The organism is Vibrio nigripulchritudo ATCC 27043 (assembly GCF_000222685.1).
Taxonomy (GTDB): Bacteria; Pseudomonadota; Gammaproteobacteria; order Enterobacterales; family Vibrionaceae; genus Vibrio; species Vibrio nigripulchritudo.
On sequence record NZ_AFWJ01000068.1, the window covers coordinates 32,003 to 53,953 of the forward strand.

The following is a 21,951-nucleotide window of genomic DNA, read 5'->3' on the forward strand; positions in this document are numbered from 1 at the left end:
CAAGAAAGGCTAACCGAAGTTAGCCTTTCTTTAGGGGATGTGAATCTGTATGGCAGTGATTACCAGCCTTTCACAACACCACCTTTAAAGATGTCCATCGCTGCGTTGTACACTTCGTCAGTCTGGTAAGCTTTTACGAAGTTCTGTACGTTTTCAGCCGCTAGGTTTTCTTCACGAGCAACAATCAGGTTAACGTATGGAGATTCTTTGTCTTCTACGAATACACCGTCTTTCTCAGGCGTCAGGTCGATGCTGCTTGCGTAAGTTGTGTTGATGATTGAAAGTGCAACGTCATCCAGAGAACGAGGAAGCTGTGCAGCATCCAGTTCAACGATAGTGATGTTTTTCGGGTTTGCCACGATGTCACGTACCGTTGCCAGCAGACCAACACCTTCACGCAGAGTCAGAAGACCTTGCTGCTCAAGAAGAAGCAGAGAACGACCTAGGTTTGTTGGATCGTTTGGTACTGCGATACGCGCTCCATCCTGAATTTCGTCAACCGATTTTACTTGCTTAGAGTAACCTGCGATTGGGTAAACAAAGGTGTTACCAGCGATGGTCAGTTTGTAGCCACGATCGGTCACTTGCTGATCAAGGTATGGCTTGTGCTGGAATGCATTGATGTCGATAGACTTGTCGTCTAGCGCTGCGTTAGGTGTTACGTAATCGGTGAACGTTACTAGCTCAACATCCAGGTTGTATTTCTCTTTCGCAACTTTAGCTGCCACTTCTGCAACCTGCGCTTCAGCGCCTGCCATAACACCTACTTTGATTTTGCTGGTGTCTGCTTCTTTTTCGCCACAGCCCGTTAGTACAAGTGCTGATGCTGCTGCCGCGATAGCCAATAGGCCTTTAAGGTTAAATTTCATCTTATTCTCCTTAATTCTAAATCCAAAAATTCGTTCTTATTAACAGATAACCTGAGAATCAAATTACCTGTGGTCAACACGGCGTACTAAGGCATCGCCGATTGACTGAATGATTTGTACCAGCACGATAAGCATCACTACAGTCACTGCCATGATGACCACATCGTAACGGTGGAACCCGTAACGTATTGCCACATCGCCAAGACCGCCGCCGCCCACGGTGCCAGCCATCGCTGAATAGCTCACTAGTGTTACCAAAGTGATGGTTACTGAGTTCACAATGGTTGGTAGTGCTTCAGGAAGCAGTACCTTTGTAATAATTTGAGTCGGTGTTGCGCCCATAGACTGAGCTGCTTCAACAAGACCAGTTGGCACTTCAAGCAAAGCGCCTTCAATCAGACGGGCGACAAATGGAATCGCACCAATGGTCAGAGGAACGATTGCCGCCGTTGTACCGATAAAGGTTCCGACCAGAAGCTTGGTTACTGGGATGATGGCAACCATCAAGACTAGGAAAGGCACCGAGCGACCGATATTGACAATCGCACCCAGCACATTGTTCAGTGCCACGTTTTCAAGTAAGCCGCCTTTCTTGGTGGTGTGAAGAATCACGCCCAAAGGAATACCAACTGCAAAACCAACGATGCCAGCTACCGCAACCATGTAGACGGTTTCCCAAGTAGCACTCAGCAGAAGATCGCCGTTGAGGCTTAACCATTCCGTTACAGACTTAAAGGACATAACCAAGTACCTCGACTTTTACCTTGTGATCGCGGATGAATTGCAGGGAGGCTTTCTCGCCTTCTTCATCGCCAAACAGCTCTGCCACCATCATTCCGAATTTCACGCCACCTGCGTAATCCAGATCTGAGCTCAGAATGCTGACGTCAATGCCGTAGTTACGTGCAATTTGCGTCATCAGCGGAGCATCCACACTGGCACCAGTGAACTCTAAGCGCACAAGCGGGTAACTGCCTTCCACACGAGTAGGGTGCAAACGTGCCTGATAGTCTTCAGGAATGGAAAGATCCAAAGTAGAACGAATAAACTCGTGCGCCAGTTCCGTTTTCGGGTGGGCAAAAATTTCACCAACCGTGCCCTTCTCAACCAGCTTGCCACCGCCAATGATGGCGACTTCATGACAGATGCTTTTCACTACATCCATTTCATGAGTAATAAGCAGCATTGTGATGTTCAGCTTGCGGTTAATTTCTTTAAGCAGTTCAAGAATCGATTGAGTGGTTGCAGGATCCAGTGCACTGGTTGCCTCGTCACACAACAAGACTTTCGGATCGGACGCCAGAGCACGGGCAATGGCGACACGTTGCTTCTGACCACCACTCAGGTTGGCTGGGTAGGTTTCTCGTTTTTCTGCCAAGCCTACCAGCGCAAGTAATTCCGTAACTTTTGATTCGATGTGAGCTTTTTCTGCACCAGCCAATTCCAGAGGGAGTGCGACATTTTCGAACACTGTACGGGAAGATAACAGGTTAAAGTGCTGAAAGATCATCCCGATGTTGCGGCGCGCTTTGCTGAGCTCTGACTTTGACAGCTTAGTCAAATCAACACCGTCGACAATGACCTCGCCAGAGGTAGGTGCTTCAAGCATATTAACGCAACGAATCAGTGTGCTTTTCCCTGCACCGGATGAGCCAATAACACCAAATATAGCGCCTTGGGGAACAGATAGGTTGATATCTATTAAAGCGTTGATTTCCTTATCGCCTTGATAGAAGACCTTATTTACTTGATTAATTTCAATCATCTAAACAACCGTGCAGAGCTCGCTCAGAATAAAGTGAGCTTACAGAATAATATTTTGAACTTTGTCTCAATTTTCAGTCGATGCTATGGCTTTATGATTTTTAAGTCAATAGATATTTTTACGTCTAGACGTCTAAAAATCTTTATGGATGGACTGTGATATTTGTTCAAAGCAAGGAAAAGTATGCGCTGGCGGCAAATTGCACCGTTTATTCCTCTATTGAGTCTAAAAAGTAATTGAATAGTGCGAACAGGTATAAAGCATGTAATAATTTGCGCTTATTGAACTCGATAGCCAGTTATCTGTGCTCTCGGAAGGATTGTTGAGGAATCGATTTTGGCTAAACCTGCCGTATTTCTGGATCGCGATGGCGTGATAAACGTAGACCATGGGTACGTCCATGATGAACATGACTTCGAGTTTATTGATGGTGTCTTTGAAGCCACGAAGGCGTTAAAAGACATGGGGTATCTGCTGGTATTGGTGACCAATCAGTCCGGTATTGCCCGAGGCTTGTTTACTGAAGATCGCTTCCTGTCGTTGACTCAGTGGATGGATTGGAACTTTGTTGATAACGGAGTCGAGTTCGATGGTTTCTATTACAGCCCGTATCACGAAGAACACGGTATCGGTAAGTACAAGAAAGACAGTGATTGCCGCAAACCCAAGCCCGGTATGCTTATTTCGGCCCGTGACTTTCTGAAAATCGACATGGAAAAATCAGTCATGGTGGGCGATAAAGCGGAAGACATGATGGCCGCTGAAGCCGCAGAAGTTGCTACCCGAATTCTGGTTCGCACCGGCAAACCCATTACGGAAAAAGGTGAAGCGTTGGCGACCACGGTGCTGGATAGCATTAAAGATGTCCCTGAATTTCTGAAAAGCCGTTAAGCCATGACATTAAAGTTCTGGAGCATTTCTCTTTTCGTATTACTGGTCGGGTGCAGCAATCAAGTTGCAACCCCCAACACTTACGTTTGCGGAGAGCAGTTAGAGATTTGGTCGCATCCAATAAATGAGTATGAATTGCAGATCGAGTTGGATAACGAACGTTTCCTGATGACTCGTGTTCCTAGCGCATCTGGTGAGAAGTACGAGAATCGCTATCTCGGTCTGGTGTTCTGGACCAAAGGGAGTGAAGCCAGCTTGTCGATGCCCGATTCCCCATTGCAGATGTGCACTCAGATGAACCCGAATAAGACGTCTCTGTCTTCACAGAAGACGTTGTTTTAATTCTCTCATCACCCTTTGATGTGGGAAAGTTGCAATTTACCCACAGTTTTCGGCACTATTCTTTCACTAACTCCTCAACATAAATGAACGTCTATGAGTAAGAAGCTCACTATTCTGGATATTGCCCGCCTGGCTGGTGTCGGCAAATCGACCGTATCACGTGTCTTGACTAAAGATCCGAAAGTCAAACCCGATACCCGGAAGAAAGTAGAGCAGATCATAGCGGACTCCGGTTACGTTCCCTCTAAATCTGCCCAGTCTATGCGGGGTGGAAGTCAGAAAGTGATTGGTGTGATCATTTCTCGTCTGGATTCACCTTCTGAAAATCTCGTGGTTAGCGCACTATTAAAGGCTTTGTATGCAGAAGGCTACGACGTGGTGATCATGGAAAGCCAGTTTGACTGCGACAAAACGAATGAGCATCTGTCGGTGCTTAAACGTCGAAATGTGGATGGGGTGATTGTGTTTGGTTTCTCCGGCTGTGACATGTATGCACTGGAAAACTGGGGACACCGCGCGGTTGTGATTGCGGCAGATTCAACGGAAATCTCTTCGGTAAACTACGATAATCAAGCCGTGATTGAAATGGCGTTAAACCAACTGAGAGAATCCAACAATTCCAATATTGCATTCATCGGTGTAGACGACAGCGATGTTACAACGGGTTTAATGCGTACTCAGGCTTACCTGTCCTGGTGCGAATCACATGCCATTAAGCCGAATTACCGCTCTGGCGAACTCAATCATGAAAGTGGGTACCGGCTGGTGGATGATGTTCTAAAACCAGAAACGGACGCCATTGTTTGCGCCAGTGACTCCATTGCTCTGGGCGTCAACAAAAGGCTTCAGGAACTGGGGCGAGGTGATGTGACGGTATTTGGTGTTGGTGGCAATCCACTCCTTTCTTTCCTGTTCCCCAATACATTGAGCATTGATCCCGGATATGTGGAAGCGGGCAACCAAGCTGCCAGCTTACTCATTGATCAACTTCAGAATGAGCCGGATGTAAACCACATTACGCTCTCTCCAAGCCTGCCAGATTAACCTATTGAATCTTATGTAGTATTTAAATGTGTAGTGAAGGTCTTTATGGATTCCACTACATTTTAAATGTGATCATGTTCAATTTGTGGGACTGTTCCCATTTTTATCTAACATTACTGATGGCAATATAAATAACAATAAATGGGAACGATCCCAAAAATATAACAGAACGTGAATACAAATAGGATGAACAGTTATGAGTAAAGTAGCGAAGCAAGACGTCGCTAAAATCCTCGAACTCGTAGGAGGAAGCGACAATATTGCCAGTGTAAGTCATTGTCTGACGCGCTTACGCTTTGTACTAAATGATACTGAGGCAGCGGATGTTAAAGGTTTAGAGTCGATCTCTATCGTCCGCGGCTGTTTTACCAATGCCGGGCAATTTCAGGTCGTGATTGGTAACGAAGTCGACGAGGTATACAAGATCCTGCTTGAGCTGTCTGGCAAGAGCAGTGCAAGTAAAGACGAAGCCAAACTGGCTGCGCGCCAGAATATGAATATTCTTGAGCGCGGAATTTCCCACCTGGCAGAAATTTTTGTTCCTCTTTTGCCTGCCATTATTACAGGTGGTTTGATTCTTGGTTTCCGCAATGTCATCGGCGACATCAAGATGTTCGATGGTCAGACATTAACCCAAATCAGCCAGTTCTGGGCAACAGTACACTCTTTCCTCTGGCTTATTGGCGAGGCGATCTTCTTCTTCCTGCCAGTAGGGGTCTGCTGGTCAACAGTTCGAAAGCTCGGTGGTACACCTATTTTGGGTATCACCTTGGGTGTCACGCTAGTTTCTCCTCAGTTAATGAACGCCTATCTGATTGGAAAAGAAGTACCGGAAGTGTGGGATTTCGGGTTGTTTGTGATTGAAAAGGTTGGCTATCAGGCTCAGGTGATTCCTGCGATGTTAGCAGGTATGGCGCTCGCCTTTATTGAAACGAACCTGAAACGCATCGTACCGGGATACTTATATCTGGTGGTGGTGCCATTTGTATCCATCCTGCTTTCTGTGATTTTGGCTCACTCGTTGATCGGACCGTTTGGTCGCATGCTGGGCGACGGTGTGGCATTTGCCGCTAAAGCAGCGATGACAGGTGACTTTGCCATTGTTGGCGCAACCATCTTCGGTTTCCTTTACGCTCCACTGGTAATTACTGGCGTGCATCACACGACCAACGCAGTGGATCTTCAACTGATGCAGGAATTAGGTGGCACACCTATCTGGCCTTTGATTGCGCTTTCTAACATTGCTCAGGCATCGGCGGTTGTAGGCATCATTCTTATTAGCCGAAAAGAAGGTGAGCGAGACATCTCCGTACCTGCGGCTATCTCTGCTTATCTGGGTGTGACTGAACCTGCCATGTACGGTATCAACCTGAAGTATAAGTTCCCAATGCTCAGTGCAATGGCTGGGTCTGCAATTGCCGCGGCTATCTGTGGCAGCGCAGGGGTGATGGCAAACGGCATTGGTGTCGGTGGTCTGCCGGGCATTCTTTCTATTCAACCTCAATACTGGACCATTTTTGGTGTGGCGATGCTGGTGGCTATCTTCGTTCCAGCCATGCTGACGTTGTTCTTCTACAAGCGTGCCCAACAAAAAGGCGAGCTAGTTGCTGCAGCCGCTTAACATTATGCAGGCAGCCTGCTTTCTCCCCCTTGTCGGCTGCCTGCGCTTTACTCTGAGATCAAAACAATGACAATTCATAAAGATTGGTGGCGCAAAGCGTCGGTTTACCAAATCTATCCAAAAAGTTTTTGTGACAGCGGAAGTTCTGGCACGGGTGATATTCAGGGAATTATTTCAAAGTTAGGGTATTTGAAAGCGCTGGGTATTGATGCCATTTGGCTGACGCCTGTTTACGCTTCCCCAATGGTAGACAATGGTTACGACATTTCGGACTACTATGCTATCAATCCAGATTTCGGCACCATGGCGGACTTTGACCAGCTTTTGGAAGAAGCGCATGACAAAGGTATCCGGATTATTATGGATATTGTGGTCAACCATACCTCTACTGAGCATCACTGGTTTCAGTCCGCGCTAGGCGACAAAAACAGCCCATACCGTGATTACTACATCTGGCGTGATCCGGTAAATGAAAGTGTGCCAAACAACTGGCAATCCAAGTTTGGTGGTTCAGCGTGGGAGATGGATGAAGCTACAGGGCAGTATTATCTGCACCTGTTTGCCAAAGAACAGGCAGATTTGAATTGGGAGAATCCGAAAGTAAGGGAAGAAGTGAAGTCGGTGATCAGCTTTTGGGCTGAAAAAGGGGTCGATGGGTTCCGACTTGACGTGATTAACCTGATTTCGAAGCAGCAGGATTTTCCGTCGGATAAGGAGGGAGATGGTCGCCGCTTTTATACTGATGGACCTCGTGTGCATAAGTATTTACAGGAAATCAGTGAATCGGTATTTCAGAAATATGGCAGCGTAACCGTGGGGGAAATGTCGTCCACAACGCTGGATCATTGTCAGCAGTACTCGTCTTTGGATGGCAAAGAGCTCTCCATGGTCTTCAACTTTCATCATCTTAAAGTGGACTACCCCAATGGTGAGAAATGGAGCCTGGCGCCATTCGACTTTCTGCAACTCAAATCCATTTTTAATCACTGGCAACAAGGATTAAATGGAAAAGGGTGGGGAGCACTGTTTTGGTGTAACCACGATCAGCCACGTATCGTGAGCCGGTTGGGGAACGACGCTGAGTTTCGAGTTGAGTCAGCCAAAATGCTGGCTGCCTCTGTTCATTTTATGCAGGGCACGCCATACATCTATCAAGGGGAAGAGATTGGCATGACCAATCCTCATTTTGATTCGCTCGGGCAATATCGTGATGTCGAAAGTACCAATATGTACGACATCATGGTGAACCAGCAAGATGTAGATCACGATGACATGATGAAGATTCTGTCGAGTAAATCCCGTGATAACTCACGCACGCCCATGCAATGGGATGACACTTTACATGCTGGATTTACTCAGGGAACTCCTTGGATAGATGTTGCCAGCAACTATACAGAGATTAACGCTGTCGCGGCTTTTGAAGACAAGAACTCAGTTTTTTACTTCTATCAGTCTTTGATAAAACTAAGAAAAGCGATTCCGGTCATAACGGATGGGGATTACAAAGACCTGATGCCAACTCACCCGTCGATATTTGCCTATTCGAGAAGTAACGCGAGTCAGACTTTGATTAGCCTTAATAACTACTATGGTGAAAACGTCGAGTTTGATTTGCCATTCGAAGTAAACATAGATAACGCCAGAGTTATTCTTGGTAACTATGAGGGGCACGTAGAACAGCCTTTATCTCAGCCGCTTAGACCTTATGAGACAAGGACAATTTTGGTTGAGCACTAGCGCAGCAGATACAAGTAATAAGAAGCCGGGTCGTTATGCCTGGCTTCTCGTTTTAAGATTGCATTGAACGTTTGCTCACGCTGTATCGAGTCGGCTTGTGATTCATGGCAAGCACCAGGTTCAGTGCGACTGCACCTAAAATAGACAAGCCAATGACTTCCAGAGAAACAAAGAAGAAAGACGCGATAAGGATAGCGCAGTCGATGATCATCTGGCTTTTACCGACGGAGAAACCAGTTTTGTCCTGAATGAACAGGCAAAGCACATTGAAGCCTCCCAGACTGGTGTGATGTCTGAACAAAATCAGCATTCCTAACCCCATTAACAGTCCACCCGAGATAGCGCAGTAGATGGGATTAATGTGGTCAATCTGAATCAGCCACTGTAGGTTGTCGGCAAAAATGGCGACAAGTGCACCCGAAATGGTACTGGTTATCGCGAAAGATAATCCAAAACGCTTCCAGGCCAGTATATAGAATGGAATATTTGAACCAAAATACAACATACCGAAGCTAACAGGCACTAATTGGCTGACTAACAATGCCAGTCCAGTGGTTCCACCTGTCAGTAAGGCTGCGTTTTGTAAGAAGAATACGCCCTGAGCGACCAAAAATGTGCCCGTGAGAATGGCTATCCAATCTTCTTTGCGTGTGTGTTTTTCCATCAATTTGAATGTTAACTTACCGAAATTGATGCGAATACTAGTGAAAAACTGTTGTTTTCGATAGCTTGGTTACTAATTTGGTATGTAACTTATGTAACCTTAGATTTACATGGTGTAAACCTTTAAGTTGACAGTAATATCGTAAAGCTCAATCATATGTGCCACCACTATGATGCGGGCTCACATGGATCATGAAGAATCTACATAAAGAAAGTTGCAAAAGTCACTTTATGACGCAGATCAAATTATGTAGAATGCACCCCATCAAATACGGTGACGAAAACGTTTGCTTTTGGTCGTTGTGTGGTTTTTTTGAAACTTTCAGTCAATCTGAGTCAGGAGATACAGATGCTAAAGCGTGATATGAATATCGCTGATTACGATGCGGACTTGTTCGCAGCTATCCAAGAAGAAACTCTTCGCCAGGAAGAGCACATTGAGCTTATCGCTTCAGAAAACTACACCAGCCCACGTGTAATGGAAGCTCAAGGTTCTCAGCTTACAAACAAGTACGCTGAAGGCTACCCAGGCAAGCGTTACTACGGCGGTTGTGAGTACGTAGACAAAGTAGAAGCTTTGGCCATTGACCGCGCTTGTGAGTTGTTCGGCGCAGAATACGCGAACGTTCAGCCACACTCTGGTTCTCAGGCAAACAGCGCAGTATACATGGCGCTTCTAAATCCAGGCGACACAGTTCTGGGTATGAGCCTTGCACACGGTGGTCACCTGACTCACGGTTCTCCTGTAAACTTCTCTGGTAAGCACTACAACGTTATTCCTTACGGTATCGACGAAGCGGGTCAGATCAACTACGACGAAATGGAAGCTTTGGCTGTAGAGCACAAGCCTAAGATGATCATCGGTGGTTTCTCTGCTTACTCTCAGGTTTGTGATTGGGCGCGCATGCGTGAAATCGCGGACAAAGTAGGTGCTTACTTCTTCGTAGATATGGCGCACGTTGCTGGTCTGATTGCGGCTGGTGTATACCCGAACCCTGTGCCACACGCACACATCGTAACGACAACAACGCACAAAACTCTGGCTGGTCCACGTGGTGGTCTGATCCTGTCTAGTGCGGGCGAAGATTTCTACAAGAAGCTAAACTCAGCAGTATTCCCAGGCGGTCAGGGTGGTCCTCTGATGCACGTTATCGCTGGTAAAGCGGTAGCATTCAAAGAAGCTCTGGAACCTGAGTTCAAAGAATACCAACAACGTGTTGTTGCTAACGCAAAAGCAATGGTTGCGGAATTCCTGGAGCGTGGTTACAACATCGTTTCTGGCTCTACAGAAAACCACCTGTTCCTAGTTGATCTCATCGACAAAGACATCACAGGTAAAGACGCAGATGCAGCACTGGGTGCCGCTAACATCACGGTAAACAAGAACTCTGTACCAAACGATCCTCGCAGCCCGTTTGTTACATCTGGTATCCGTGTAGGTACGCCTTCTATCACTCGTCGTGGCTTCACTGAAGAAGATGCGAAGAACCTGGCTGGCTGGATGTGTGACATCCTTGACAACATGGGTGATGAAGCAGTGATCGAAGCAACGAAAGCAAAAGTGCTTGAGATCTGTAAGCGTCTACCTGTTTACGCTTAATTTCTTCACTACTCACTAGACTGTATACTTATTGAAGCGCACCTTTGGCGCTTCCTCATGCGGTAACAGTAGAATATAAAAACGCAGCTTTGATGGCTGCGTTTTTTTGTGTCTACAGAAGCAGATTCCTCTTTTTTGCTTTTTAGAATTTCATCTTTAAAGCATGCAATTTGTAAGGCTAAATAACTTTATTTTTAATGAAAACTAGGATGTTTGTTTCCTGAGCAGTAAATGACTTAACTTACTGACCCTATTTGTTTTTAGATTTTTGTTTCAAGGAAGGTGGAAAATATTGGATTAAATTTTGTGAAGTTCATTGTGATATTTTTGTTAATAGTGCCTTTTATTTGTAAATTCAGTGTGTATTATTCCTGCCCTCTGCCTCAATTGATGCAGTAAATAACTATCAAAACATTATATGCAAGCATAAACAACTGGAGTGAAACGATGAATAAATCGCTTTCAACAAAAATTTTTATAGGCCTCTTTGCTGGTCTGATGATTGGTACTGCAATTCAGTACCTGTTTAATGGCATTGCCATCATGGATACCTACGTTCTCGGTGCTGCAGAAGGCGCTGGTGGAATGTTCGTTTCACTGATCAAGTTATTGGTTGTGCCATTGGTATACGTATCGATTGTTTGCGGTATCGTAGAACTGAAAGACATCACCGCATTTGGTCGTCTTGGTGGTAAAACTTTTGCCCTATACATTTTCAATACCATCATCGCGATTACTGCGGCGCTTACCATTGGTATGATTGTTCAGCCTGGTGCTGGTGCAAACCTCGCGGGTACAGTGTCAGAAACCATCGCTCTGACCACAACCGATACCCCAGACATTTTCTCTCTGGTCGTAAATATTGTCCCAAGTAACCCTGTTCAGGCGTTTGCGAATGGCGACATGCTACAAATCATCTTTATGGCGATTTTGACAGGTCTGGCGATTCAGGCTCTGGATTCACGTGGTGGTCCTGCGATTCGTACCTTCAAGATGGCGAATGAAATCATGATGAAGCTGGTAGGGCTGGTGATGAGCCTGGCGCCATATGGTGTATTTGCTCTTATGATTCAGCTTGGTGCAACACTGGATGCCAATACTCTTGCCTCTGTGGCGGGTTATGTTGCGCTGGTTGTCGCAATGCTGGTGTTCTGGATCTTTTTCTTCTACCCAACTGTGGTGGGTCTGGCGACAGGTATTTCTCCAAAACAGTTCATGCGTGCGACACGCGAGCAGGTTCTGTTCTCACTATCGACAGCAAGCTCGAACGCGACGATTCCTGTCACTATGCGTACCCTGACTGAAAAGCTGGATGTATCCAAATCGGTTGCTGGCTTTGGTGTTCCGCTGGGCGCAACCATGAACATGTCTGGTGTGTCTATTTATATTGCGCTGGCTACTATCTTTGTGGCGAACGCTTTCGGTCAGCCAATCAATTCAGCCGATATCTTTACTCTCGGTCTGACAATCCTTCTTCTTTCTATTGGCGCTGGTGGTGTTCCTGGTGGCGGTGTGGTAATGGTAGGCGTGTTGCTTCACCAACTGGGTCTTCCACCTGAAGGTTTGGCTATTATTGCTGCTGTTGACCGTATCAATGATATGTTCTGTACGTCTTCAAACGTAGTGGGCGATACCGCTGTAAATACGATTGTCGCCAAGTCAGAAAATGAAATTGGTGTAGAAGAGAAACCGGAGCCCGCTCAGGTGAGCTAAATACGACGGAAATCTCATAGAATTAGCGGAGCCTCAGGGCTCCGTTTTTGTTAGCAATAACAAGGGTTCAGCTTGAATCGAAAAAAAACGTAACTTTTTTTATCGAGTCCCCTTGAAAAGGTATTCCATGCCCTTATCTATTGGGCATAGACAAGCAAAGTGATTTGCACACATATTTTGTGAGTAGGGGTTGAATCCCCATTCCTCATCCCCACTTAAAGGGGATATAGCAAAAAGATAATTGATTTAATCGGAGATAGCCTGATGGGTAAAATCATTGGTATTGACTTAGGTACTACTAACTCTTGTGTTTCTGTACTGGACGGCGACAAGCCACGTGTTATTGAAAATGCTGAAGGTGAGCGTACAACAGCATCGGTAATCGCATACACAGACGGTGAAACGCTGGTAGGTCAACCTGCAAAACGTCAAGCAGTTACAAACCCTGAAAATACGCTATTTGCAATCAAGCGTTTGATCGGTCGTCGTTTTGAAGACGAAGAAGTTCAGCGCGACATCGAAATTATGCCTTACAAAATCGTTAAGGCTGACAACGGCGATGCTTGGGTAGAAGCGAAAGGTCAAAAAATGGCTGCTCCTCAGGTTTCTGCTGAAGTTCTTAAAAAGATGAAGAAGACTGCAGAAGACTTCCTGGGTGAAGAAGTAACAGGTGCTGTTGTTACTGTTCCTGCATACTTCAACGACGCACAGCGTCAGGCAACTAAAGATGCTGGTCGTATCGCTGGTCTTGATGTTAAGCGTATCATCAACGAACCAACTGCTGCTGCTCTGGCTTACGGTCTGGACAAGCAAGAAGGCGACCGCACAATCGCTGTATACGACCTTGGTGGTGGTACATTCGATATCTCTATCATCGAAATCGACAATGTTGATGGCGAGCAGACTTTCGAAGTATTAGCGACTAACGGTGATACTCACCTAGGTGGTGAAGACTTTGATAACCGTCTAATCAACTACTTGGTTGACGAGTTCAAGAAAGAGCAGGGCATCGATCTTAAAACTGACCCTCTTGCAATGCAGCGTGTTAAAGAAGCTGCAGAGAAAGCGAAAATCGAACTGTCTTCTGCACAGCAAACTGACGTAAACCTACCTTACGTAACAGCTGACGCAACTGGTCCTAAGCACATGAACGTTAAAGTAACGCGTGCGAAGCTGGAAGCACTGGTTGAAGACCTAGTACAACGTTCTCTAGAGCCTCTAAAAGTTGCTCTTGCAGACTCAGATCTATCAGTAAGCGAAATTACAGACGTAATTCTTGTTGGTGGTCAGACTCGTATGCCAATGGTTCAGGCTAAAGTGGCTGAATTCTTCGGTAAAGAAGCTCGTAAAGACGTAAACCCTGATGAAGCAGTAGCAATGGGTGCTGCGGTTCAAGGTGGTGTACTAGCGGGTGACGTGAAAGACGTACTGCTTCTGGACGTTACACCTCTGTCTCTTGGTATCGAAACAATGGGCGGCGTAATGACTGCTCTAGTTGAGAAGAACACAACGGTTCCAACAAAAGCGAACCAAGTATTCTCTACAGCAGAAGACAACCAGAACGCAGTAACTATCCATGTTCTTCAAGGTGAACGTAAGCAAGCGATGCACAACAAATCTCTAGGTCAATTCAACCTAGAAGGCATCCAGCCTGCACCGCGTGGCATGCCACAAATCGAAGTAACTTTCGACCTTGATGCGGATGGTATTCTTCACGTATCTGCGAAAGACAAGTCGACGGGTAAAGAGCAGAAGATCACTATCCAGGCATCTGGCGGTCTGAGCGACGACGAAATCGAGAAAATGGTACAAGAAGCAGAAGCAAACAAAGAAGCGGACAAGAAGTTCGAAGAGTTAGCATCTGCACGTAACCAAGCTGACCAAATGATTCACGGTACTCAGAAGCAGGTAGAAGAAGCAGGTGATGCACTACCAGCTGACGAGAAAGAGAAAATCGAAGCAGCAATCAAAGAGCTGGAAGAAGCGAAGAAAGGCGAAGACAAAGAAGCCATCGACGCGAAAGTTCAGGCTCTGATGGCAGCATCTCAAAAGCTGATGGAAATCGCACAGCAGAAAGCACAAGCTGCACAAGGCGGTGCTGAAGCAGGCGAACAACCTCAGCAAGACGACGATGTTGTAGACGCTGAGTTCGAAGAAGTTAAAGACGAGAAGAAATAATTTCTCTGCCTGAGTCGCTGAGCTCAACAGATAATCAGTGACTCAGTATTGAAAATCTTCTATGCTGCGGGCGTTCGAGGTATCTCTTACGCCCGCAAATTTGTAAACAAGGAATCAATCCAGATAAAGAGACTGTAAACCTAGGTGTCCCGCAAGACTAGCCAGTTGTGCTATTCATACATATGCTTTTCTCATAACCTTTGGTTCAGCCTTCTTATCTAGATTGATACAAACACCAAGCGGAACTCTCCGTTTGCAGTAATAAATTGGTGACGAAGAACATGTCAAAACGTGATTTTTACGAAGTATTAGGCGTCGGTCGTGATGCATCAGAACGTGATATTAAGAAGGCGTATAAGCGCCTTGCAATGAAGTTTCACCCAGACCGTAACCAGGGTGATGAATCTGCTGCCGAAAAGTTTAAAGAAGTAAAAGAAGCGTACGAAATTCTGCTCGATCCTCAAAAGAAAGCCGCATACGACCAGTACGGTCATGCAGCCTTTGAACAAGGCGGTATGGGCGGAGGCGGTGGCTTCGGTGGAGGCGGCGCTGATTTTGGTGACATTTTCGGTGATGTATTTGGTGATATCTTTGGCGGCGGTCGCCGTGGTGGCGGTCAGGCACGAGCGCAGCGTGGTGCGGATTTACGCTACAACATGGAGCTGTCGCTAGAAGAAGCGGTTCGCGGTGTTGAAAAAGAAATCGAAGTTCCGACACTGGTTGAGTGTGACACGTGTGACGGCTCTGGTGCTAAGCGAGGGACTAAGCCTCAGACATGTGGAACCTGTCATGGTCACGGTCAAGTTCAGATGCGTCAGGGTTTCTTTGCGGTTCAGCAAACGTGTCCAACCTGTCATGGAACTGGCAAAATCATTAAAGACCCTTGTGTTGAATGTCATGGACAAGGTCGCAAGCAAAAAACGAAAACACTCAATGTTAAGATCCCTGCTGGTGTAGATACTGGCGATCGCATTCGTCTCTCCGGTGAAGGTGAAGCGGGTGAAATGGGGGCTCCAGCTGGTGACTTGTACGTACAGGTACACGTTCGCGAGCACAACATCTTTGAGCGTGATGGCAACAACCTTTACTGTGAGGTGCCAGTTAGCTTTGCAATGGCTGCACTGGGTGGTGAAGTTGAAGTTCCAACTCTTGACGGTCGTGTAAACCTGAAAGTGCCAGAAGAGACACAAACGGGTCGTATGTTCCGTATGCGTGGTAAAGGTGTGAAAGGGGTTCGCGGTGGCGGTATCGGTGACTTGATTGTTAAGCTGGTTGTAGAAACACCGGTTAAGCTAAGTTCTCGCCAGAAAGAGCTATTGCGTGAATTTGAAGAAACCTGTGGTGGAGAAGCGGCAAATAAGCATAAGCCGAAATCTGAAGGTTTCTTCAACGGTGTTAAGAAGTTCTTTGATGACCTGACCAGTTAAGAATTAATAGAATGAAAAAACGACAGCCTTGGCTGTCGTTTTTTTGTATCTGAAATAGGCCAGTGACTTATTTGTTGATGCTGATGGTTTCACCAGACTTACAACGGAATTGGTAGTAACGCTGGCTTTCGTTAAATTTCGACAGACCTTCACCACTACAGTAGTCAGCATTGATATTACGCATGGTCTCTAATGTAGCTTCTGAACGAAGAGCGAATTTAGAGCCATCAGCACATACGATACGAACACGACCGTCGTCACTCACAGAGTAGACTTTAACTTCGGTATTACATAGTTCGAAAGACGCATCCATGTAGTTATCTTGTTGAGTAGGTGCTGAACCACAACCTACCAGCGTAAGTGCCATTAGACCTGCTGCTGCAAATAATTTCATCTGTAGTTTCCAACTGGTTGATGTAAGTTTGATGCTGAACTATAAGTCGAAAGCATTGTAATGTAAAAAGATCCCTTTACGTGTTTCGTCAATACTCAGCAGAAATTAAGTATGTACGCATCTTAGCGCAAAGCCTAAGGTGAGTAAAATTCTGGTATAAAAAACGCCCCGGTTTTATTAAACCGGGGCGCATTATAAAAACAGTAGTAATAATAGAAGCTTAAGCTCTATTTTACTTCCACACCTTTTGCCTGAAGATCTGCATGGTAGGAAGAACGAACAAACGGCCCACAAGCGGCATGCGTAAACCCAAGTTCCAGAGCGATATCTTTCAGTTCATCAAACTCAGAAGGCGGAACGTAGCGCTCTACCGCTAGGTGGTGACGGCTTGGAGCTAGGTACTGACCAAGTGTCAGCATGGTGACGCCATGAGCGCGAAGATCTTTCAATACTTCGACAATCTCTTCTTTGGTTTCGCCAAGACCCATCATCAAACCGGATTTGGTTGGTACATCAGGATGCTGTTCTTTAAATTTGCGAAGCAGATCCAAAGACCACTTGTAGTTCGCCCCCGGACGTACCTTACGATACAGGCGAGGTGCAGTTTCTAGGTTGTGGTTGAACACGTCTGGTGGGTTGTCTTTTAGCAATTCTAGAGCGGTATCCATACGACCACGGAAGTCTGGAACCAGCGTCTCAATTCGGATGTGCGGATTCATTGCGCGAATCTCGCGGTTACAGTCTGCAAAGTGCTGAGCACCACCATCACGAAGATCATCTCGGTCTACTGACGTGATAACCACGTATTTCAGTTTCATGTCCTTAATCGTTTGCGCAAGATGCTGAGGTTCATTCGCATCCGGAGTAACAGGACGACCATGGGCTACGTCACAGAAAGGACAACGGCGAGTACAGATAGCACCCAGAATCATGAAGGTTGCTGTACCGTGGTTAAAACACTCTGCCAGGTTTGGACAAGACGCTTCTTCACATACCGAGTGAAGATTGTTCTTACGCATTGCTGCCTTGATGTCCTGAATACGTTGGCTATCAGCAGGCAGTTTGATTTTCATCCATTCCGGCTTGCGCAACACTTCCTTCTGTTCCACGGGCATATTCTTGACCGGAATCAGTGCCATTTTGTCGGCGTCGCGATACTTAACGCCTTTTTCCATCTGGATTGGTTTGCTCATGATGATTTGCTTTCTGTAATTATTTCTACGTGCTTGTAGCCCAGAAGCGTGACAAGCTCTTCGACCAGCGTATCTTCGACGCTGCTTACTTCAGTGTTTCTATTAAAATCGTTTAACTGCACCATCTCCATTCCCTGATAACCACATGGGTTAATACGAAGAAATGGGGTAAGGTCCATGTTTACGTTTAAGGCTAGCCCATGAAAAGAGCACCCTTTGCGGATTCTAAGCCCTAACGAGCAAATTTTCCTGTCTTCTACGTAAACGCCCGGAGCATCCGGCTTGGCTGAGGAGTCGATTCCATAACGGGAAAGCGTATTGATAACTAAATTTTCAATATGAGTGACCAGATCTCGTACACCCAGTTTACGCCTTCTCAGGTTCAAAAGGAAATACGCCACGACTTGACCCGGACCATGATAGGTCACTTGCCCTCCGCGATCGCTTTGAACGACTGGAATATCGCCTGTATTCAAAAGGTGTTCGGTTTTACCTGCCTGTCCTTGAGTGAATACCGGGTTGTGCTCAACCAGCCAGACTTCGTCAACCGTATCTTCATCACGGTTGTCGGTAAAATCATGCATGGCTTGCCAAACGGGTAGGTAATCTTGTCGACCTAGTTTTTTAACAACTAACTGGTCCTGGACATCGAGCAATGTAAGAATTCCTTTGGAGTACGAGCGATTTAGTAAACGGATTATAAACGTCTTTAACCAATCTAACTACACATAAGCGACATGGATTTTACATCTGAGCCAGAATAATGTGCTGAGATTCGAGGTGAGGCATTGTCATTAACAAAAACAGCGACATGACGTCGCTGCTTGTTTTATCGGGTATCGCGTGGATCAAAGTACCATGCGTACGATGTCGATTTCGCCCAGCTCTTTGTACAGGGTTTCAACCTGCTCGATAGAAGTGGCAGTAATGGTAACCGATACAGAGTTATAAGTGCCTTTGCCACTTGGCTTAACTGATGGGCTGTAGTCGCCTGGAGCGTGACGCTGAATCACCTCTAGCACAAGCTCTGGCAGTTCTGGCTTTGCGTAGCCCATTACCTTGTAAGTAAACTGACAAGGGAACTCCAGCAGGTCTTTTAGTTTTGCATCTGAGTTGATAGTCAACATTGCTAGGACTCCGTTTTTATATTCGATATAGCGGTGCGAAATAGTACTGATAAATGTGATGGAACTCAAGTCACATAGAAGCGTACATTAATTGTATGAACTTATGTCAGGCGGCGAAACAAAAAATGCCGCTGAAGACAGCGGCATTTTAGGTATCAAGTGATGTGTAAAGGTTTAGCTGAACCAGCTTTTGAACAGTAGCACAATGTAATCAATCAGACGGCTGAACAGACTACCTTCTTCAACATCTTCTAATGCCAGAAGTGGGTACTCTGCAATGTCTTCGTTTTCGATCTGGTAGAACAAACGACCTACGACATCACCTTTGCGAATAGGAGCCTGCAGTTCCTTTTCCAGAACAAAGTTGGCAGTCATGTTTTTCGCCTGACCACGAGGAAGGGTAACGTAGGTGTCTTCGGCAACACCCAGAGCAACGGCATCTTTGTCGCCCATCCAGATCTTCTCACTTACGAATGTTTCACCTGCTTTGTGTGGAGAAACTGTCTCAAAGAAGCGGAATCCGTAGTTCAACAGTTTTTTGCTTTCTGCTTTACGAGTGTTGGCATTTTTGGTGCCCATCACCACTGCCACCAAGCGCATCTTACCTTCGGTCGCAGAACTCACCAGGCTGTAGCCCGCTTTGCTGGTATGCCCGGTTTTGATGCCGTCCACGTTCATGCTCTTGTCCCACAACAGACCGTTACGGTTGTACTGGGTAATGCCGTTATAAGTAAATTGCTTTTCCGCGTAGATGCGGTATTCGTCTGGTACGTCACGAATAAGAGCCTGACCCAATAGCGCCATATCGTAAGGCGTTGAGTAAAGGTTCGGATTGTCCAGACCGTGTACGTTGGCAAAGTTGGTATTGTCCATGCCAATCGACTTCGCCCATGCATTCATAAGGTCTACAAATGCGTCTTCAGAACCTGCAACATGCTCTGCCATAGCAACACAGGCGTCATTACCTGACTGGATGATGATACCTCGGTTAAGGTCATCAACGGTTACGGTAGTACCCACTTCAATGAACATTTTTGATGAATCAGGGAAGTTTTTCGCCCAGGCATTTTTGCTGATAACAACTTTGTCAGACAACGAAATGTTACCGCGCTCAAGCTCTTGACCGATGACATAGCTGGTCATCATTTTTGTCAGACTGGCTGGTGATAACTGAGTGTGCATCTCTTTTTCTGCCAGAACCTTACCTGAATGGTAATCCATCAGCACAAAACCTTTGGCGGCGATTTCAGGAGCGTCAGGAACAACAATTGGAGCAGAGAATGCTGGAGAAGCGAATGATGCTGACACGATAGCAGAAGTGACAAACAAAGATTTTATAGATTTCACTGATTTTTTCATTGGTATTAGTTGTTAGTCTGAATGTTTTAATGCTTAAACGTTCGTATCTTAGCAGAATCAATCTGATAAGTCAGAAGCTTACTGTTGCACAAATTAACCCATTTGTCCTTAAGGATTCTGTTTCACTTGTTTAATGAATGCTGTGGGATAACCTTGCGAGTGTACTTGAGCCAGTGTTTTTTGCGTTAATTCCTGGTCAGTAAACGGACCTAAGAAGATGCGATGAATCTTTTTAGTACCTTCAGTGTAACTGCGTACTGATAAGCTTTGACCTAAAGATTGCGCCAAAGTTCTCGCTTTATCTTCGTCTTTTGATGCGGCAACCTGAATCACAAACTTGGGGAGCTTTTTATTGGCTACCGGAGAGGTGGCATCTCGGTCGACCGTGATGTATTCAATCTTAACGTTCGCGGTTCCGGTATTCACCACGCCGAGTTTGTAGGCTGCGGCGTAGCTCAGGTCAATAATACGACCTTCATGGAAAGGTCCACGGTCATTCACACGTACCACTGCCGTTCTTCCGTTGTCTTTGTTCAAGACCCGAACGTAACTTGGAAGCGGAAGGGTTTTATGAGCCGCCGACATGGAGTACATGTCATAAATTTCACCATTGGACGTGAGGTGTCCGTGAAATTTCTTGCCATACCAGGATGCAATGCCTTCCTGCGTAAAACCATCGGGCTCTTTGATGATTCTGTAGGAGCCTCCTCGCAGCTCATAATCACGATTCCCACCCAGACTTATGGGTTCATAAACAGGGTGAGCATCTTCAATATGTTCGACTGAAAGTGGTTTTTCAGGTGCGATGTCATCATCAATACTGTAGCGACCTTGATCTGGTGTCGTACACCCCGTCAGACCAAGCATGAGTACTAGTATAAGTGCGTAAATTCGAACTGCCATTAGGTCGCCTTAGAAAGCATTTTCCGGTGTGTGTGAATAGACATTAAGATGCCAAAACCTGCCATAAGTGTCACCATGGACGTCCCACCATAGCTGATCAGAGGTAAAGGTACGCCAACAACTGGCAAGATACCACTCACCATCCCGATGTTCACAAATACGTAAACGAAGAAGCTTAAAACAACACTGCCTGCCATCATACGACCAAACGCCGTTTGTGCCTGACTGGCAAGGTACAAGCCTCTACCGATAATAAATAAGTAAATACTGAGTAGGGCAATAACACCCAGCATGCCCCATTCTTCGGCAACGACGGCAAAGATAAAGTCGGTATGACGCTCAGGTAAGAATTCCAACTGAGATTGGGTCCCCTGAAGCCAGCCTTTTCCTGATAAGCCTCCAGAGCCAATCGCAATCTTACTTTGGATAATATGGTAGCCCGCGCCTAGTGGATCGGATTCAGGATCGAATAGGGTTCTCACTCGCACCTTCTGGTATTCGCGCATCAGGAAAAACCACAATACGGGAATAAAGGCACCTAGTGCGACCGCAGCACCCGTGATGATTTTCCAACTGATTCCAGCAAGGAAAATAACAAATATCCCAGATGCTGCGATAAGAATAGAGGTGCCCAAATCGGGCTGTTTGGCGATCAGAATGGTGGGAATGAACACCATCAGAAGCGAGGCAATCAGGGTTTTAAATGTTGGAGGAAGTGAGCGCTTACCTATGTATCTCGCAACCATCAAAGGTACTGCGAGCTTGAGCAGTTCAGAGGGCTGAAAGCGTACAAAACCTAAGTTTAGCCAGCGTTGCGCGCCTTTAGAGGCTTCCCCAAAAAAGAGAACACCTAAAAGCAAAAATATTCCGACGACGAACAGCAGTGGTGCGGCGGTCTCGTAGGTTCTTGGTGGGATCTGAGCGAGCAAAAGCATGACCACCAAAGACAAGCCCATACGCATTGCCTGCCTGTCCATCATCGCCATGCTTTGACCGCTGGCGCTGTACATGACCACTAAGCCAAAACACATCAACAGCAACAAACCAAGAAGCATTGGCAGGTCGATGTGCAACTTATCGAAAAAAGAGCGGTTCCTACCAGTAGAAGGGTCAAATCGCATCGGT

General features: G+C 46.1%; 20 protein-coding genes. 9 read left to right on the top strand and 11 right to left on the bottom strand.

Annotated elements, in window-relative coordinates; all coding sequences use genetic code 11:
* Positions 1 to 59: 59 nt before the first annotated feature.
* The 3 genes from metQ to metN form a co-directional block, all read right to left on the bottom strand.
* Positions 60 to 869 carry a methionine ABC transporter substrate-binding lipoprotein MetQ gene (gene metQ, locus RH89_RS07685; RefSeq protein WP_004400808.1) on the bottom strand — a complete coding sequence of 270 codons (810 nt, stop codon included), beginning with the start codon at positions 867 to 869 and terminating at the stop codon, positions 60 to 62.
* A 63-nt stretch (positions 870 to 932) separates the two neighbouring features.
* Positions 933 to 1,610, bottom strand: a complete 678-nt coding sequence (locus RH89_RS07690; protein WP_004400809.1) for a methionine ABC transporter permease — start codon at positions 1,608 to 1,610, stop codon at positions 933 to 935.
* A complete protein-coding gene (gene metN / locus RH89_RS07695) occupies positions 1,600 to 2,634 on the bottom strand; it encodes a methionine ABC transporter ATP-binding protein MetN (RefSeq protein ID WP_004400810.1) in 1,035 nt (344 codons plus the stop codon). The genes RH89_RS07690 and metN overlap by 11 nt, the downstream gene beginning before the upstream one ends.
* A 336-nt stretch (positions 2,635 to 2,970) precedes the next feature.
* On the opposite strand from metN, the gene gmhB reads away from it, so the two are divergent.
* From gmhB to treC, 5 genes are all read left to right on the top strand, one after another.
* The gene (gene gmhB, locus RH89_RS07700) at positions 2,971 to 3,525 is read left to right on the top strand and encodes a D-glycero-beta-D-manno-heptose 1,7-bisphosphate 7-phosphatase (RefSeq protein ID WP_004400812.1); all 555 of its coding nucleotides are present in this window, start codon (positions 2,971 to 2,973) and stop codon (positions 3,523 to 3,525) included.
* A 3-nt stretch (positions 3,526 to 3,528) separates the two neighbouring features.
* Positions 3,529 to 3,867 (top strand): MliC family protein, encoded by a 339-nt coding sequence (locus RH89_RS07705; RefSeq protein ID WP_004400813.1) that lies wholly within the window; start codon positions 3,529 to 3,531, stop codon positions 3,865 to 3,867.
* Positions 3,868 to 3,960: 93 nt separating this feature from the next.
* On the top strand, positions 3,961 to 4,911 hold the full coding sequence (gene treR, locus RH89_RS07710; protein ID WP_004400814.1) for a trehalose operon repressor TreR: 951 nt from the start codon (positions 3,961 to 3,963) through the stop codon (positions 4,909 to 4,911).
* 196 nt (positions 4,912 to 5,107) lie between these two features.
* Positions 5,108 to 6,532: a PTS trehalose transporter subunit IIBC gene (treB, locus tag RH89_RS07715; RefSeq protein WP_004400815.1), complete on the top strand. Its 1,425-nt coding sequence runs from the start codon at positions 5,108 to 5,110 to the stop codon at positions 6,530 to 6,532.
* 66 nt (positions 6,533 to 6,598) lie between these two features.
* On the top strand, positions 6,599 to 8,269 hold the full coding sequence (gene treC, locus RH89_RS07720) for an alpha,alpha-phosphotrehalase (protein WP_004400817.1): 1,671 nt from the start codon (positions 6,599 to 6,601) through the stop codon (positions 8,267 to 8,269).
* A gap of 52 nt (positions 8,270 to 8,321) precedes the next feature.
* On the opposite strand, the gene RH89_RS07725 is transcribed toward treC, so the two are convergent.
* Positions 8,322 to 8,933, bottom strand: coding sequence for a YitT family protein (locus RH89_RS07725; protein ID WP_004400819.1), 612 nt, complete (start codon positions 8,931 to 8,933; stop codon positions 8,322 to 8,324).
* A gap of 348 nt (positions 8,934 to 9,281) precedes the next feature.
* Between RH89_RS07725 and glyA the strand changes: the two genes are divergently transcribed.
* The 4 genes from glyA to dnaJ all read left to right on the top strand — a co-directional run bounded on the left by glyA (position 9,282) and on the right by dnaJ (position 15,850).
* Positions 9,282 to 10,532 (top strand): serine hydroxymethyltransferase, encoded by a 1,251-nt coding sequence (gene glyA / locus RH89_RS07730; RefSeq protein ID WP_004400820.1) that lies wholly within the window; start codon positions 9,282 to 9,284, stop codon positions 10,530 to 10,532.
* 447 nt (positions 10,533 to 10,979) lie between these two features.
* Positions 10,980 to 12,245 (top strand): dicarboxylate/amino acid:cation symporter, encoded by a 1,266-nt coding sequence (locus RH89_RS07735; protein WP_004400821.1) that lies wholly within the window; start codon positions 10,980 to 10,982, stop codon positions 12,243 to 12,245.
* Positions 12,246 to 12,509: 264 nt separating this feature from the next.
* Positions 12,510 to 14,423, top strand: a complete 1,914-nt coding sequence (gene dnaK, locus RH89_RS07740) for a molecular chaperone DnaK (protein ID WP_004400822.1) — start codon at positions 12,510 to 12,512, stop codon at positions 14,421 to 14,423.
* 281 nt (positions 14,424 to 14,704) lie between these two features.
* The gene (gene dnaJ, locus RH89_RS07745) at positions 14,705 to 15,850 is read left to right on the top strand and encodes a molecular chaperone DnaJ (protein ID WP_004400825.1); all 1,146 of its coding nucleotides are present in this window, start codon (positions 14,705 to 14,707) and stop codon (positions 15,848 to 15,850) included.
* A 67-nt stretch (positions 15,851 to 15,917) separates the two neighbouring features.
* On the opposite strand, the gene RH89_RS07750 is transcribed toward dnaJ, so the two are convergent.
* From RH89_RS07750 to rodA, 7 genes are all read right to left on the bottom strand, one after another.
* Positions 15,918 to 16,244: a hypothetical protein gene (locus tag RH89_RS07750; RefSeq protein ID WP_004400827.1), complete on the bottom strand. Its 327-nt coding sequence runs from the start codon at positions 16,242 to 16,244 to the stop codon at positions 15,918 to 15,920.
* A 227-nt stretch (positions 16,245 to 16,471) separates the two neighbouring features.
* Positions 16,472 to 17,437 (bottom strand): lipoyl synthase, encoded by a 966-nt coding sequence (gene lipA / locus RH89_RS07755; protein ID WP_004400829.1) that lies wholly within the window; start codon positions 17,435 to 17,437, stop codon positions 16,472 to 16,474.
* Complete coding sequence (lipB, locus tag RH89_RS07760; RefSeq protein WP_004400831.1) at positions 17,434 to 18,093, bottom strand: lipoyl(octanoyl) transferase LipB; 660 nt, start codon at positions 18,091 to 18,093, stop codon at positions 17,434 to 17,436. Before lipB ends, lipA begins: the two co-directional genes overlap by 4 nt.
* A gap of 192 nt (positions 18,094 to 18,285) precedes the next feature.
* Positions 18,286 to 18,564: a DUF493 family protein YbeD gene (ybeD, locus tag RH89_RS07765; RefSeq protein WP_004400833.1), complete on the bottom strand. Its 279-nt coding sequence runs from the start codon at positions 18,562 to 18,564 to the stop codon at positions 18,286 to 18,288.
* Positions 18,565 to 18,738: 174 nt separating this feature from the next.
* Positions 18,739 to 19,923: a serine hydrolase gene (locus tag RH89_RS07770; RefSeq protein WP_022551421.1), complete on the bottom strand. Its 1,185-nt coding sequence runs from the start codon at positions 19,921 to 19,923 to the stop codon at positions 18,739 to 18,741.
* Positions 19,924 to 20,031: 108 nt separating this feature from the next.
* A complete protein-coding gene (locus RH89_RS07775; RefSeq protein ID WP_004400837.1) occupies positions 20,032 to 20,826 on the bottom strand; it encodes a septal ring lytic transglycosylase RlpA family protein in 795 nt (264 codons plus the stop codon).
* Complete coding sequence (rodA, locus tag RH89_RS07780; protein WP_004400838.1) at positions 20,826 to 21,947, bottom strand: rod shape-determining protein RodA; 1,122 nt, start codon at positions 21,945 to 21,947, stop codon at positions 20,826 to 20,828. The genes RH89_RS07775 and rodA overlap by 1 nt, the downstream gene beginning before the upstream one ends.
* Positions 21,948 to 21,951 lie beyond the last annotated feature (4 nt).

What these genes read in the sequence shown, in the direction of transcription:
- treC (WP_004400817.1), top strand. Translation starts at nt 6,599, where the DNA reads ATGACAATTCATAAAGATTGGTGGCGCAAAGCGTCGGTTTACCAAATC.
- RH89_RS07705 (WP_004400813.1), top strand. Translation starts at nt 3,529, where the DNA reads ATGACATTAAAGTTCTGGAGCATTTCTCTTTTCGTATTACTGGTCGGG.
- RH89_RS07725 (WP_004400819.1), bottom strand. Translation starts at nt 8,933, where the DNA reads ATGGAAAAACACACACGCAAAGAAGATTGGATAGCCATTCTCACGGGC.
- treR (WP_004400814.1), top strand. Translation starts at nt 3,961, where the DNA reads ATGAGTAAGAAGCTCACTATTCTGGATATTGCCCGCCTGGCTGGTGTC.
- RH89_RS07775 (WP_004400837.1), bottom strand. Translation starts at nt 20,826, where the DNA reads ATGGCAGTTCGAATTTACGCACTTATACTAGTACTCATGCTTGGTCTG.
- RH89_RS07770 (WP_022551421.1), bottom strand. Translation starts at nt 19,923, where the DNA reads ATGAAAAAATCAGTGAAATCTATAAAATCTTTGTTTGTCACTTCTGCT.
- dnaJ (WP_004400825.1), top strand. Translation starts at nt 14,705, where the DNA reads ATGTCAAAACGTGATTTTTACGAAGTATTAGGCGTCGGTCGTGATGCA.
- metN (WP_004400810.1), bottom strand. Translation starts at nt 2,634, where the DNA reads ATGATTGAAATTAATCAAGTAAATAAGGTCTTCTATCAAGGCGATAAG.
- ybeD (WP_004400833.1), bottom strand. Translation starts at nt 18,564, where the DNA reads ATGTTGACTATCAACTCAGATGCAAAACTAAAAGACCTGCTGGAGTTC.
- dnaK (WP_004400822.1), top strand. Translation starts at nt 12,510, where the DNA reads ATGGGTAAAATCATTGGTATTGACTTAGGTACTACTAACTCTTGTGTT.
- RH89_RS07735 (WP_004400821.1), top strand. Translation starts at nt 10,980, where the DNA reads ATGAATAAATCGCTTTCAACAAAAATTTTTATAGGCCTCTTTGCTGGT.
- lipA (WP_004400829.1), bottom strand. Translation starts at nt 17,437, where the DNA reads ATGAGCAAACCAATCCAGATGGAAAAAGGCGTTAAGTATCGCGACGCC.
- RH89_RS07690 (WP_004400809.1), bottom strand. Translation starts at nt 1,610, where the DNA reads ATGTCCTTTAAGTCTGTAACGGAATGGTTAAGCCTCAACGGCGATCTT.
- metQ (WP_004400808.1), bottom strand. Translation starts at nt 869, where the DNA reads ATGAAATTTAACCTTAAAGGCCTATTGGCTATCGCGGCAGCAGCATCA.
- RH89_RS07750 (WP_004400827.1), bottom strand. Translation starts at nt 16,244, where the DNA reads ATGAAATTATTTGCAGCAGCAGGTCTAATGGCACTTACGCTGGTAGGT.
- rodA (WP_004400838.1), bottom strand. Translation starts at nt 21,947, where the DNA reads ATGCGATTTGACCCTTCTACTGGTAGGAACCGCTCTTTTTTCGATAAG.
- treB (WP_004400815.1), top strand. Translation starts at nt 5,108, where the DNA reads ATGAGTAAAGTAGCGAAGCAAGACGTCGCTAAAATCCTCGAACTCGTA.
- glyA (WP_004400820.1), top strand. Translation starts at nt 9,282, where the DNA reads ATGCTAAAGCGTGATATGAATATCGCTGATTACGATGCGGACTTGTTC.